This window comes from Lentzea sp. HUAS TT2 (genome assembly GCF_051853195.1).
In the GTDB taxonomy this organism is placed as follows: Bacteria; Actinomycetota; Actinomycetes; order Mycobacteriales; family Pseudonocardiaceae; genus Lentzea.
In genome coordinates this window covers 4,992,073-5,005,903 of record NZ_CP196667.1, presented here as the reverse complement: position 1 = coordinate 5,005,903, position 13,831 = coordinate 4,992,073, and the positions used below count along the sequence as shown (strand labels likewise).

Below are 13,831 nucleotides of genomic sequence, written 5' to 3'. Positions count from 1 at the left end.
CTAACCTCGTGGCCATGGCAGCAACCGTGGTCCGCGGCCAGAACGTGGACATCCGAATGTGGACTCGACCGGACGAGGTCGAGGAGTTCGCCATGCGGCAGCTGCAGAACATCTCCTCGCTGCCGTGGGCGTTCAAGCACATCGCCGTCATGCCGGACGTGCACTACGGCAAGGGCGCCACGGTGGGTTCGGTGATCGCGTTGCGCGACGCCGTCTCCCCCGCGGCCGTCGGCGTGGACATCGGCTGCGGCATGACCGCCGTGCGCACCTCGCTCACGGCCAGCGACCTGCCGGAGACGTTGCGTGGCCTGCGTTCCCGCATGGAGGCAGTGGTCCCCGTCGGTTTCGGTCAGCACAAGGCGACCGCGTTCACCGAGAGGGACGCGTCCGACTGGGGCACCTTCTGGAAGAAGTTCGACGACCTGACGCCCGTCGTGAAGGCGCGCGCCGACAAGGCGCTGCACCAGATGGGGACGCTCGGGGGCGGCAACCACTTCCTGGAGATCTGTCTGGACGGCGACCAGCGGGTGTGGGTCATGCTGCACTCCGGGTCGCGTGGCATCGGCAACGAGCTGGCGCAGCACCACATCGCGGTGGCGCGCACGCTCGCGCACAACGCCGAACTGCCGGACCCGGACCTCGCCGTGTTCCTCTCGGGCACGCCCGAGATGGCGGCGTACCGGCACGACCTGTACTGGGCGCAGGACTACGCGCGACGCAACCGCGCCGTCATGCTGCGCCTGGTCTGCGACGTGCTGCGCACCGAGTTCCCGCAGATCGCCTTCGAGGAGCCGATCTCGGCGCACCACAACTACGTCTCCGAGGAGAACCACTTCGGCGAGGACGTCCTGGTGACGCGCAAGGGTGCGATCCGCGCCGGACGTGGTGAGCTGGGCATCATCCCCGGCTCCATGGGCACCGGTTCGTACATCGTGCGCGGGCTCGGGAACCCGGACTCGTTCGAGTCGGCGTCGCACGGCGCCGGCCGCAGGATGTCGCGCAACAAGGCCCGCAAGACGTTCACGACGCAGGATCTCGCCGCCCAGACAAGTGGTGTCGAGTGCCGCAAGGACTCCGGCGTCGTGGACGAGATTCCGGGCGCGTACAAGGACATCGACACCGTGATGGCGAACCAGTCCGACCTGGTCGAGGTGGTCGCCAAGCTCAAGCAGGTGGTTTGTATCAAGGGTTGATGTTTCCCTTGTGGGTGAACGGGAAGCCTCGAGGACAGCAGAGTCTTTCTTGCCTGTCTTGGAGGTTTTTCCATGTCAACGGGCGCCATCATCGGCCTGGTGGTCGCGGTTCTAGTGGTGCTGGCGGTCCTCGCGTTCGTGCTGAGGCCCGCTATGCAGCGCAAGAAGCTGCGCGACCGCTTCGGCCCTGAATACGACCGCGCGGTCACGGACAGCGACAGCAGAACGGCCGCGGAGAAAGAGCTCGCCGAGCGGGAACACCGCCACAGCGAGTTCGACCTGAAGCCGCTTTCCCAGACGGCGCAGGAGAGTTATCGCCGGCACTGGGCGAACGTGCAGGCGAAGTTCGTCGACTCGCCGGAGAGCGCGATCGCCGATGCCGACCGGCTCGTGACGGACCTGATGGCCGAGCGCGGTTACCCCACCGAGGGGTACGAGGCTCAGCTGAGCGTTCTGTCCGTCGAGCACGCACGGACGCTGGAGCACTACCGCAAGGCTCACGACATCTCGGAGCGCCAGGAGATCGGTGAAGCGAGCACCGAGGACCTGCGCACCGCGATGGTGCACTACCGCGAACTGTTCACCGATCTGCTCGAACACGCCGGCGCACCGAGCAAGACCAAGGAAGCCGTGCGGAAGGAGAAGACTGATGTCTGAGGCACCGACCCACTCCGCCGGGGTTCCCACTCCCGCCCGGCCGCTACAGACCGAGCGCACCCCGCAGACCGACCGCACACCGCAGCAGCCGCAGCGCCCCGACGCGCAACGAACTGACGCGCAGCGGACCGAGACGCAGCAGACTGAGGCTCAGCGCACCGATGCTCAGCGCATCGAGGCCCAGCGGAACGAGGCAGTGCGGGCCGAGCGCCAGCGCAACGAACCGCAGCGCAACGAACACGAGCGCGGCGAACACGAACGCAATGAGCACGAGCGCAGCGAGCAGCACCGCGCCGAGCAGCCCACCGGCTCGCAGCGCACCGACCAGAAGCTGTCCAGCAAGCTCGAGGACGAGTGGCAGGCGGTGCAGTACGAGTTCGTCGACGACCCCAAGTCGGCCGTCCGCAAGGCAGACGACCTCGTGACGCGCGCACTCGAGGAACTCACCACCCGGCACCGCTCCCTCACCAAGCAGCTCGAGGAAAACGGTGATCCACAGACCGAGGACCTGCGACTGGCTCTCCACCGCTATCGGGAACTCTTCAAGTCGCTGGTCGCTGTCAAATAAGTGCCAAAGAGCCCCGGCGCCGTGGCCGTAACAGGTTGCGGCGCCGGCAGGCATGTCCGGACCAGGTCAGCTGGGCAGCTCGCGGATCTCCATCTCGAGGACGTCGATCTCGTCGCTGATCGCCTCGTCCAGCATGTCGTCCAGCAGCTTGCGGCACTCCGCCGATCCGCAACGCGGTAGTCCGGCACCGAACCGCGGCACCTGCTCCCACCACACCGCGGGGTTGTTCCAGAACGACCCGGAACCCTGGTCGACGCCTTCGAGGCAACGCAGCCTCTGGTCACTCGCCGGAAGGGCTCGCACGAACTCGATGAACAACGCGAGCGCATCGGGATTGCTCACCGGGACCGCGCCGTAGCCGCGCAGACAATCCTCGAGTTCTGCGAGGAACTCCGCCTTGAAGGACACGGCACACCCCCGCTCCTCCGCACCGTTGCGGAACCACTGAAGTTCGTGACAACAACAGTACCTCCGCGACTTGAGCGGGAAACGAGTGCGAACGGGCGGTATCTTCCTGAGCCCGCACGGGCTCCGGTGACCCGCAGTCACTTCATCTGCTGGTCATGTGCCTTCGTGCGACACGTAGCGGGAGACGAGGAAACCGTTGTCCAGCTTGACGATCTGGCCCACGACCAGCTTGTCCGCCGGGTCGGCGCCGGACGTGCCGCTGCTGCCGGTCTGGTCGAACGTCAGCCTCCCGGACGCGCCGGGGAAGTCACGCAAAGTGCGCAGCTTGTCGTAGAGCATTTCTCGTGACGCACCAACAGAGGTCTGGCGCGCGACGACGCTGACGGCGTCATAGGCGAGCAGGACGTGTCCGTTGGGGCCCGAAAGGAATGCCCGGCGAGCGTGCTTCTTCTGGGCGGCCTCGTAGGTCGTGAAGAACTGTTGCGTCGGCTGGGGAATCGGTTCACTGCCCGGTGTCCACGCGAACGTCGTGAAGTAGAGTCGGCCGCCGGCGAATCGTTTGATGTCTTCCAGATCCGTGAAGTTCGTCGTCTCGAGCTGCGTCAGGTCGTCACCGCCGAACACCACCGGGTCGGTGCAGTTGCTGTGGCTGAGCTCGGTCAGCAGCCCGCCGACCTCCGCGGTGCGGCCCGTGTAGAGGATGAGCGGGTTCGGTGACTTCCGGCAGATGTCCGTCACCACCTGACCCAGCTGTGTGGTGACCGCGTTGGCCGTCTCGTCGTAGTCGTGGCGTTCGGGCTTGAGCACGTCCTCGAACTCGTCTGCGAGATCCGAGCTGTACTCATCTCCCGGGCTGCGCACGAGGTGCAGCGGGCGGCCGCGCAACGCCTCGGTGCGCTCGATGATGCGCGCGGCGACCTGGGCCTGGCGGTCGTTGGCCGGGGCGACGCGGAAGAAGTACGGCTTCTGGCTGAAGTTCGTCGACGACAGCGACGAGCCGACCATCGGGATCCCCGTCGGCCGTTCCTTGGACGGGCCCAGCACGGCGAGCGCGGACTGCGTCGTCTCGCGGCTCTGCCCGAGACCGGTCACGGCGATCACCGAGGGGTTGCGGTCGGCGTACTCGCGGATCTGCCGCGCGACGAACTCCGCGTGCGCCGACTCGCCGCCGAAGTTCGCGAGAACCAGGCGCACCAACGGGTTGCGGCCGAGTCCGTCGAGCTGGTTCCAGTCGCGCTGGGCGAGGTAGGCGCCGCGCAGCTCGTTCACGCCGGCGGACAAGTCCCGCTTCACGCGTTCGCTGGAGCTGAGCATCGTGGCGACGACGATCGTGACGACGCTGCGGTCCTTCACCTTGGTGGCGCGGTCGTTCTCCTCCGCGATGAGCTTCGCGAGCTCTTCGACCTCGGCGTCGTCGTTGTTCTGCGTGGCCGGGTCACCGTAGGCGAACCTGCCCGCTTTCTCGCTCAGGCCAATGCACTGCACGCCATCCATTTTGGACAGACGCGGGCTCTTGCCGGTGAGGTCCGCGACGAGCTCGGCGGGTTCGAGAACGCCGTAGCGCACACAGCCGATGCTGCTCTGGACGTAGAAAGCCGCGCCGTACAAGACGAGCAGCATCGCGATGAGGTAGACGGCCACGCGGCGCACCGAGTTGCGGCCGGGCCAGCGGCGCGGATACGGGAACCCTCCGACCGTGGACGGGCGCGGCAACGACGCCGGCGGCGACGCGGGCGTGTTGTGCTCGAGCGCGCGTTTCGTTGTGCGGTAGGCGCTCAGGTGCTCCTCGGCGCCGTGGAGTTCTTGGTGTGCGCGCAGCACCCGGTCGTACATCTCGACGGTGGGGCGGTCCGTCCGGCTGCGGGAACGCAGTTCCCAGGTCGCGATGACCGCGTCCTCCAGCAGTCCCGTCTCCGGGCGCACCACGCTGTCGTAGCGGCGGTGCAGGTTGCGCGTGGTGCCGGTTCTCAGGCGCTCCCACCAGGTTCGCGACTCCTCGACGTGCTCCGGTTCGCCTTCACCGGGCGGCATCGGGGCCTCGGCGATGGCGGCGAGCTCGGCGATCCAGCGGTCGCTGCGTTCGTCGACGTGCGGGCGCAGGCGATGCGCGACGAGATGGACTTGGCCGAGCGCGAGTGCGTGGTACAGCGCGTCTTCGCGTTGCCCGAGGCTGTCGTAGCGGTCCTTCAGCAGCCGGTGGACGTTCGCGTGCGAGAAGGACTGCTCCGCCGGGACCTCGCGCAGTCTGCGTGCGAGGAGGTCGCGCAACAACGGGTGCAGCACGAAGTTGTCGCCGTCCTGGCTCACGAAGCTGAGCTGTGCCAGCAGGGCGCGCATGTTCTCGGCCGACCACGTCGGCGGCAGCAGCGCGCGGATCACGTGCCGGTCGAGCACGCGCGGGGCGGCGAGACGGGCGAAGATCTCGCGCGCCGCCTCGCGTTCGGGCATCTCCTCGGTGCCGGGGATCCGTTGGAAGAAACGGAGAAGCAGGTAGTCGCCGACGGTGGCGTCCTGGAACGTCGTGGTCTCGTCGACCGGCAGCCGTTCGTCGAACACCGAGCGCACCGACGGCAGCACCTGGTCTCGCGCGAAAACGAACTGCACGAGCTGGATGGCGAGCCGCACGGCGAGCGGGTGGCCGTGCGTGACCTCCTGCAGCTCCTCCACGAGCGCCTCGGACTCGACCGTGCTGTTGCGGGTGCGGTTCCACTCGGCGAGGAACTGCCGCGTCTGCGCCAGTGTGAAGGGTTCCAGGCGCACGGGCTTGAAGACCGCGGAGCCGGACAGCGCGGGCGCCGACTGCTTCGTGGCGATCACTAGCAGCGGCACGTGCGGTTCTTTGACGCGCCGCTCAGCCAACAGGCTGAGGAAGTCCGTCGCCCGCGCGGCGGGGCGGGGCCGTTTCGGGGGCAGGTAGGAGTCGATGCCGTCGAGCAGGTCGGCGCCGTCGAGCAACAGGAGGCTGTTCATCCTGCGGTAGCGGCGGAACCGGTAGGCGGCCGTGATGTCGGCGAGGAAGGCGGCGACGAGCAGGCGGTCGATCTCCAGCGTGTCGCCGGTGCGGTACAGGCCCCATGTGTGCACGAGTGCGGCGTCGAACTTCGAGCGCTGGCCGGATTTCAGTTCCTGGCCGACGTAGTTCTCGAACCAGCGCAACGCACTCGCGACCCGCGGCCCGCCGAGCAGCCAGCGCAACGGCCGTGGCGCGACCACAGCGAGCCCGATCAGCCACAGCAGCAACGGCCGCAGCACCTTGCCGAGCCCCTGGGCGGGCGGCAGCATCTCGACGACCTCGGCGGCGTCGGCCACCGCGACGAGCCGGGTCATCTGCTTGGCGGCGAGCTCGCGAGCACGGTGGTGCGGGTCGTCGGAGTGCCCCGCGAACACCTCCGGGTGCAGCGCCAGCCGGGCGAGGTCGTAGCGCGGTAACCGCATGCGGCCGAACTCGGTGTGCCGGTAGGAGCGCAGCTGTTCGGCGGCGACGTCGAGGATGTCCTTGCAGGAACGGGATCCGGCCTTGTCGAGGTCGACCTTGGCCGTCGGGGCGTCACGGTAGCGCCGGCGGACGTGGTCGAGCAGCGACGTCTTGCCACTGCCGCCGGGACCGAACGCGACGATCACCGGCAGGGGGTGTTTCGCGCGGCGTTCCACGAGGGACTCCACCAACGCGGTGATGTCGTCCCTGCCGACGAGCCCGATCTCCGGTTCCAGCGCCATGATCCTCAGACGCCCGGGAGACCGCTCCTGTTCCGTTCCGAATGAATCGGCCTAGCGGTCGGCGTGCAGCCTGGCCACGAAGCTGAATCGGTCGCCCCGGTACAGCGAGCGCGCACGTTCGATCGGGTGGCCGTCGACGTCGTAGGAGACGCGATGCAGCAACAGCATCGGCAGCGCCGGGTTCGTCCCGATCAACAGCGCCTCACGGGGCGTGGCGAGCACCGTCTCGACGCGTTCCTCGGCCTCGGCGAAACGCACGCCGAGCCGTTCGGTGAGGCACGCGTAGAGCGACCCTGCGGGGTCGAGCTTCTCCAGCAGGGCCGGGAAGCGGCGCAGGCTCAGGTAGGTCGACTCGAGGCCGATGCGTTCGTCGTCGGCGAGCAGGACGCGTTCGAGGTGGACGATCGGGTCGCCCGGCTCGATCATCAGGTCACGGGCCAGGCCGTCGTCGGCGCCGAGCTCCTCGACCGTGATGACCGTGCGGTTCGGCTCGACCCCCTGGCGGCGCATGCCCTCGGTGTAGCTGACCAGCGACAACGGCTGGACGAGCTTCGGCGGTGCGACGAACGTGCCGCTGCCCTGGCGGCGGATGAGCTTGCCTTCGAGCACGAGTTCGCTGACGGCCTGACGGAGCGTGACGCGCGAGACGGAGAACCGTTCGGCGAGCTCGCGTTCGGACGGCAGGACGGTGCCTTCACCGAGGTTCTCGACGAGGTCGAAGAGCTCGGCCTTGACCGCGTAGTAGCGCGGGACACGGCCGTGTTCGGGTATGCCCGCGCGAACGGGTCGATCAGCGCGGTGCGGCGGGACGCGGTTCACGTGGCGTGAGCCTACGTGACGCCCTGTGTGATCAGGGGGCCAGCTTCGGCGGGTCAGGAATCTTGTAGCCGGAAGATCCGATGTTGACCTCGAGCGACTTGCGCCAGGCACCCGTGTCGATCATCTTCTGCATCGCTGCCTGGACCTTCGACTTGCTGGCGGGGTCGTCGCGGTGCAGGCCGACGCCGTACTCCTCCTTGCTGAACGGGTCGCCGACGACCCGCAGGAGCTCCGGGTTCTGGGCGGCGTAGCCCGCGAGCAGCACGTCGTCTGTGGTGACGGCGTCGACGTTCTCCGCGAGCAGCGCCGTGACGCAGTCGCTGAACTTCGCGTACTCGACCATCTTCACGTCCTTCGCGAACTGGTCGCGGACGTACTCGGCCGAGGTGGAGCCGGCGGTGGAGCACAGGCGGAGGCTGGCGTTGAGCGACTTCGGGCCCTCGATGCGGTTCTCGTTCATGCGCACCAACAGGTCCTGGCCTGCGACGAAGTACGGGCCGACGAAGTCCACGATCTGCTTGCGCTTGTCCGTGATCGAGTAGGTGGAGACGACCATGTCGGCCTCACCGCTGGTCAGGAGCGTCTCGCGGTTGCCCGGCTGCGCTTCCTTCCAGGTGATGTTCTGCTCTTTGACGCCCAATTCGTTCGCGATGTACTTCGCGACGTCGACGTCGAACCCGCGGTAGCTGCCGTCGAGCCTGCGCACCGACAGTCCCGGCTGGTCGTACGACACGGCGATGATCATGCGGTCGTTCGAGCTGACCTTGCCGGCCATGCCGGACCCGCCACCGCCCGCGCACGAGGCGAGCAGGAGCACGGCCGCGCATGTCGTCCCCACCAGGCGGAGAAGTGCTCTCGGCGTCATTCGTCCCTCTTACAACGGTTATCCACTACAGCGATATTCCACGGGCATGCGCCTGCGCACCTGGGTTCGGCACTGCCTGGCGATGCCGGAAACCTAAGCGGCGGAACGACGCATGTCCATACCTGGACGCGAATGGAAACAACGGAATCGTTGCGGTAACAGGTCGGTGGAGAGTCACCGCAGACGGCGTGGACCTGCATCGTGCAGGGACGGAGGTGGGCCGATGACGATGCGGGCACTGCTCACGAAAGCCCCTGCGGCAGAAGCAAGAACGGGTTCGAGCTTCAACGAACGCACCTCCGGAAGGTCCTCGGCCAGTGCCGCCAAACGGAGTACCAGATCCTGAAGTGCTTTCAGGTCCGCGGGTTCGTCGCCGCGGTAACCGGTGAGCAGAGGCGCTGCTTTCGGTGCCGCAACGAGTTCCGCCGCGTCGGTGTCGGTGAGAGGTACTGCCCGGTAGGCACGGTCGCCGAGGAGGTCGCTGACCAGACCCGACAGTCCGAACCAGACCAGCGTGCCGAAGCTCGGGTCGTCCTGCAGGCCCAGGACGCAGCTGACTCCCTTGGGCGCCATGCGTTGCACGTACACGCCCGGTTTGCCGGAGAGTTCGGCGAGGTCCTGGTAGGCCCCCGTGACCGATTCGGCGTGGGCGATGTCGAGCCGGACGCCGACGAGGTCCGTGCGGTGGCGCAGGCGTTCGCTGGTGGCCTTCATCGCGACCGGGTAGCCGAGCTCGTCCGCCGCCCGCACGGCCTCCTCTGCGCTGTGGGCGATGAGGAACGGGACGACGTCGATCCCGTAGCACGCCAGCAGTTCGACGGCCTTGTGGTCGTCGAGGAGGAGCTCGGCCTGCGGGCTGTCCACAATGGAACGCGCTCGTTCCGCGTCGATGCCCTCCGGACGGACGAAGGTGCCCTGGGGCGCAGCACGCCAGCGGGCGTAACGGACGGCGCGGGCCAGGGAGAGCACGGCGCGTTCGGGACTGGCGTAGCTGGGGATCGAGCCTTTCCCCGGCATCCTCAGCTCGTCGGGAATGCCCTCGACCGCGAGGAACGTGGAGACGATCGGTTTCGTGCGGTGCGCGGATTCTTTGATCGCGCGCGCATATGCGGCGCCGGGGACCGCGATCGGCGGCACGAACACGACGACGAGCGCATCGGTGTCGGCGCGGTCCAAGGCCTCGCGGACGGCCTTCGCGAACTCGTCCGGCGTGGCCTGGGCGCCGACGTCGACGGGATCGCCCGCGAGGTCGAGGTCCTGGGCGAGCAGCGTGTCTGCGGCGAGCAGGCCGATCGCGGTGGAGTTGCCGACGACGGCGACGCGCTTGCCCTTGGGCAGCGGCTGGTGGGCGAGCAGGAGGGCGGTGTCGAAGAGCTGGGCCAGCGAGTCGACCCTGATCACGCCGGCCTGCTCGAACAGGGCCTGGACGCTCGCCTCGTCGACCTTAGCGGCCGTGGCGGCGAGACCGGGGACGACGGCGTGGCGGCCGGACTTCACCGCGACGATGGGCTTGGTGCGGCCAAGGCGGCGGGCGAGCCTCGCGAACTTGCGCGGGTTGCCGAACGACTCCAGGTAGAGCAGGACGACGTCGGTGGACGGGTCGGTCTCCCAGTACTGCAGCATGTCGTTGCCGGAGACGTCGGCGCGGTTGCCCGCCGAGACGAACGTGGACAGGCCGAGGCCCCAGCCCGCGGCGTTGGCGAGGATGGCCGTGCCGAGGGCGCCGGACTGGCAGAAGAAGCCCGCGCGGCCCCGTGCCGGCAGCTTGGGGGCAAGGCTCGCGTTGAGACGGACTTTGGGGTCGAGGTTGAGCACGCCCAGCGCGTTGGGACCGACGACGCGCATGCCGTGCGCTCTCGCCTCCGCCGCGAGCCTGCGTTCGGCCGACAGCCCGTCCGGTCCCGTCTCGCCGTAGCCCGAACTGACGACAACGAGCGCCTTCACGCCCTTGGCGAGGCATCCGTCCATGACCTCGTCGACGCTGGCCGCGGGGACTGCGACCACGGCGAGGTCGACGTCGTCGGGGATGTCGAGCACGGTCGGATAGGCCCGCACGCCCCGCACGGCGCGATGCTCGGCGTTGACGGGGTAGACGGGCCCGTTGAAGTCGGCCTCGAGGAGGTTCTTGAGGACCGCGTGCCCGATCTTGGTGGGGTCGGTGGACGCGCCGATGACCGCGACGCTGCGGGGATGGAGCAGGTTGTGCACGCTGCGGGCCTCGGCGGCCTGTTCGCGGGCCCTGGCGACGGCGACGGACTCGTCGGTCGGGTCGATCGCGAACTCCAGGTGCAGCACGCCCTCCTCGAACGCCCTGCTGACCTGGTAGCCGGCGTCGCGGAACACCCGCACCATCTGCCCGTTCTCGGCGAGCACCTCGGCCTCGAACCGCGTCAGCCCGACCTCCCTGCCCGCGGCGGCGAGGTGTTCGAGCAGGATGCTGCCCAGCCCGCGCCCCTGGTGCCCGTCCTCGACGACGAACGCCACCTCGGCGCTCTCCCCCAGGTGGTTCTCGCCGGGGAGGCGGTCGAACCGGCCCACGGCGACGATGTCGTCGCCGAGTTGCGCGATGAGCGCCACGCGGTCGTGGTGGTCGACCGTGCTGAACCGCTCGAGGTCGCGCTGCGGAATCCGCGGGTAGGGCCCGAAGTAGCGGAAGTACCGCGTCCGCTCGGACAGCCGGCCGTGGAACTCGCGCAGCTCGTCGGCGTCGTCCGGCGTGATCGGCCGCAGGTGGACGGTGCCGCCGTCGCTCAGGACGACGTCCGCCTCCCAGTGCCGCGGGAAGTCGAACGGATCTCTCACACTGTCCGGCACCGGTGTCAGTCCCTGGGGTCGTCGGGATCAAGTCCGTGCAAGGGGAATACCGCGCGCCGCGTGTCGCGAATCGCCTTGTCCACAGGTTCCTGCGCGTCCCCGCCCCACGGCTGGTGCCCAGGGTCGCACCCATCGGTCATGGACGCAGGCAAAGGCCACTCAGGCGCGATCCGTGTCGCATAGGACACCCAGTCCGCCGGCAACGGCCGGTTCGGGTCGACGTCGCGGTCCAGCACCGTGGCCAGCAGGTGCGTCCACGACCGCGGCACCACCCTGAGCAGCTCGTACCCGCCCCCGCCCAGCGCGAGCCACTTGTACCCGTGCTCGTTCACCAGGTCCCGGAACGCCTGATAGATCGCCCGATGCCCGTCCACGCTCAACGACAGGTCCGCGAGCGGATCCTCCTTGTGCGTGTCGACACCGCACTGCGTCACGAGCACCTGCGGCCGGAACGCCCGCAACAACGCCGGCACCGTCGCATGGAACGCCCGCATCCACCCACCGTCCCGCGTCCCCGCGGGCAACGGCACGTTGACCGCGCTCCCCTCGGCCCCGGCGCCACCGGTCTCACCGGCCCACCCGGTGCCGGGCCACAGGCTCATCGGATGCTGGTGCAACGAGATCGTCAGCACCCGCGGGTCGTCCCAGAACGCCGTCTGCACCCCGTCCCCGTGGTGCACGTCGACATCGACGTAGGCAATGCGCTCCACCCCGCTGCGCAACAACCACTCGATGGCCACCGCGCAGTCGTTGTAGACGCAGAACCCGGCCGCACTGTCCGGCATCGCATGATGCAACCCACCGGCGATGTTGACCGCCCGGTCCGCCTCCCCCGACGCAATGGCCCGAGCCGCCGCCAACGACCCGCCGACCACCAGCGCCGAAGCCTCGTGCATCCGCTCGAACACGGGGTTGTCCGGTGTCCCGAGCCCGTGCCCGACGTCCCACCCGGCCGTGGGCGCCGCCTGCACGGCGCTCAGGTACCCGGGCTTGTGCACGAGTTCGATCTCCTCGTCACTGGCCGGCCCGGGCACCAGCAACTCGACGCCCTCCAGCACCCCGAGCGCCGTCGCGAGCCGCACGGTGAGGTCGAGCCGGACCGGATTGAGCGGATGGTCGCCACCGAGGTCATACCCGAGGAAGGACCTGTCCCAGACAACCGCGGCTGGCTTACCCATGCCCAGCAACTTACAGTCGCGAGCCCGGAACCGATCTCACCGAACAGGGGTCAGAGGCGACATGCACCTGCGACCAGCGGCCATCCTCCTCGCATTGGGCCTGACCCTCGCCGCCGTCTCGGGCTGCGCAGAGCAGGTCAAGGGCTCGGCCCGCGCCGACGCCAACGCGGCCCAGGAGCCCGCGGACCCCACCACGACCACGCGGAAGCCTCCCGCCAGCACCGCGACCTCGAAGCCGGCCGACCCCACCGCCCAGAAGCAGGGCGACGTGAAGATCACCACCAAGAAGAAGGCCGCCGGCCTCGAGACCTGCGGTGTCCTCAAGACGGCGGACATCGAGGCGGCCACCGGCGGCAAGTCCTCGGCGGACGGCGGCTGCATCCACACGACCACCGGCCCGTCGACCGTCATCACCCAGATGGTCACCGTCCCGGACGTGGTGGAACAGGAAGGCGAGAAGAAGCAGATCGAGATCGGCGGCAACACCGCGTGGCAGGTCAGCGCCTCCAAGGAGGACTGCCAGGTCACCGTCATGCTGACCGACGACCCGTCCGCCATCACCACGGCCTTCTCGGTGAACGTCCTCGCGATCGAGGAGATGGACACCTGCGGCACGGCCCTGAAACTCGCCACCGAGGGCTTCAACCGCATCCCCAACGCCTGACGCGACCGCCGCCCTGCCAGGCGGGCCCCGTCAGGCTCCGGTAGCGACCTCCCGGTCCAACGCACACCAGTTGGACCACGACCCGGCGTACAACGCCGCCGGCTTCTCGGCCGACGTGATCCCCGCGACCTCCAGCGCGAGCACCACGGACGAGGCGGTCACGCCCGACCCGCAGTACGCACCGACAGCCACACCACCCGTCACCCCGAGCCCGGCGAACCGCGCGGCCAGCTCCTCAGGCCCGAGCCACCGCCCGTCCGCGCCGACGTGCCCGGTGGTCGGCGCGTTGAGCGCACCCGGAACGTGCCCGGCCTTGGGATCCACGGGCTCGGTCTCCCCGCGGTACCGCGGAGCCGCCCGCGCGTCGAGCAGCACGCCCTCTTGAGCGAGCGCCGCCGCCTCGTCCGCGTCCAGCACGGGCATCTGCCCAGGCCGCACCACCACGTCACCGGCGGCATCACCGGTCAGGGCGGCCGGCACGTCGGCGGTCACCGGCAACCCGGCGGCCTCCCACGCGGCGAACCCGCCGTCCAGCACCGCGACCTCACCGAACCCGGCCCACCGCAGCAGCCACCACACCCGCGCGGCGACCGACCCGTCCCCTGCGTCGTACGCCACAACCCGAGCGCCCTCGCGCACGCCCGCGCCACGCAGCACCTCCTGCAAACGCTCCGGATCCGGCAGCGGATGGCGGCCCCCGATCCCGGGCGGAGCGGACAGCTCCGTGTCCAGATCCAAGTACACCGCGCCGGGCACGTGGCTGACCTCGTAGTCTTGGCGTCCGGGTGGTCCGCCGAGACGCCACCGGACGTCCAGCACGACGGTGGTCGAACGCGCACCGAGCGCGTCGGCGAGGGCCTCAGGAGTGATCAAGGGATGCACGGCTCACATCCTGCACCCGCGCGGACACCTGTGTCCCCCGGCACGACTACCATCGACACCATACGA

At 69.0% G+C, this 13,831-nt stretch carries 11 protein-coding genes; 4 read left to right on the top strand and 7 right to left on the bottom strand.

The features are described from left to right. Nucleotides 1–14 precede the first annotated feature (14 nt). The 3 genes from ACSHWB_RS25145 (at nt 15) to ACSHWB_RS25135 (ending at nt 2,418) form a co-directional block, all read left to right on the top strand. Nucleotides 15–1,193, top strand: a complete 1,179-nt coding sequence (locus tag ACSHWB_RS25145; RefSeq protein WP_439664432.1) for an RtcB family protein — start codon at nt 15–17, stop codon at nt 1,191–1,193. Nucleotides 1,194–1,265: 72 nt separating this feature from the next. Then, entirely contained in the window at nt 1,266–1,850 is a 585-nt protein-coding gene (locus tag ACSHWB_RS25140) for a hypothetical protein (RefSeq protein ID WP_439664431.1), read from the top strand. Beyond that, nucleotides 1,843–2,418, top strand: a complete 576-nt coding sequence (locus ACSHWB_RS25135; RefSeq protein WP_439664430.1) for a hypothetical protein — start codon at nt 1,843–1,845, stop codon at nt 2,416–2,418. Before ACSHWB_RS25140 ends, ACSHWB_RS25135 begins: the two co-directional genes overlap by 8 nt. A gap of 66 nt (nt 2,419–2,484) precedes the next feature. On the opposite strand, the gene ACSHWB_RS25130 is transcribed toward ACSHWB_RS25135, so the two are convergent. The 6 genes from ACSHWB_RS25130 to ACSHWB_RS25105 form a co-directional block, all read right to left on the bottom strand. Further along, on the bottom strand, nt 2,485–2,826 hold the full coding sequence (locus tag ACSHWB_RS25130) for a hypothetical protein (RefSeq protein ID WP_093599595.1): 342 nt from the start codon (nt 2,824–2,826) through the stop codon (nt 2,485–2,487). A gap of 153 nt (nt 2,827–2,979) precedes the next feature. Beyond that, nucleotides 2,980–6,543 carry a hypothetical protein gene (locus ACSHWB_RS25125; RefSeq protein WP_439664429.1) on the bottom strand — a complete coding sequence of 1,188 codons (3,564 nt, stop codon included), beginning with the start codon at nt 6,541–6,543 and terminating at the stop codon, nt 2,980–2,982. A 51-nt stretch (nt 6,544–6,594) separates the two neighbouring features. Then, nucleotides 6,595–7,362, bottom strand: a complete 768-nt coding sequence (locus tag ACSHWB_RS25120; protein ID WP_439664428.1) for a GntR family transcriptional regulator — start codon at nt 7,360–7,362, stop codon at nt 6,595–6,597. A gap of 31 nt (nt 7,363–7,393) precedes the next feature. After that, nucleotides 7,394–8,227, bottom strand: a complete 834-nt coding sequence (locus ACSHWB_RS25115; RefSeq protein ID WP_439664427.1) for a glutamate ABC transporter substrate-binding protein — start codon at nt 8,225–8,227, stop codon at nt 7,394–7,396. Nucleotides 8,228–8,401: 174 nt separating this feature from the next. Beyond that, a complete protein-coding gene (locus ACSHWB_RS25110) occupies nt 8,402–11,029 on the bottom strand; it encodes a bifunctional acetate--CoA ligase family protein/GNAT family N-acetyltransferase (protein WP_439664426.1) in 2,628 nt (875 codons plus the stop codon). Between the two features lie 17 nt (nt 11,030–11,046). Further along, nucleotides 11,047–12,219, bottom strand: coding sequence for an acetoin utilization protein AcuC (locus ACSHWB_RS25105; protein WP_439664425.1), 1,173 nt, complete (start codon nt 12,217–12,219; stop codon nt 11,047–11,049). 61 nt (nt 12,220–12,280) lie between these two features. On the opposite strand from ACSHWB_RS25105, the gene ACSHWB_RS25100 reads away from it, so the two are divergent. Further along, complete coding sequence (locus ACSHWB_RS25100) at nt 12,281–12,883, top strand: hypothetical protein (RefSeq protein ID WP_439664424.1); 603 nt, start codon at nt 12,281–12,283, stop codon at nt 12,881–12,883. A 30-nt stretch (nt 12,884–12,913) separates the two neighbouring features. On the opposite strand, the gene ACSHWB_RS25095 is transcribed toward ACSHWB_RS25100, so the two are convergent. After that, the gene (locus tag ACSHWB_RS25095) at nt 12,914–13,765 is read right to left on the bottom strand and encodes a sulfurtransferase (RefSeq protein WP_439664423.1); all 852 of its coding nucleotides are present in this window, start codon (nt 13,763–13,765) and stop codon (nt 12,914–12,916) included. Between the last annotated feature and the right edge of the window lie 66 nt (nt 13,766–13,831).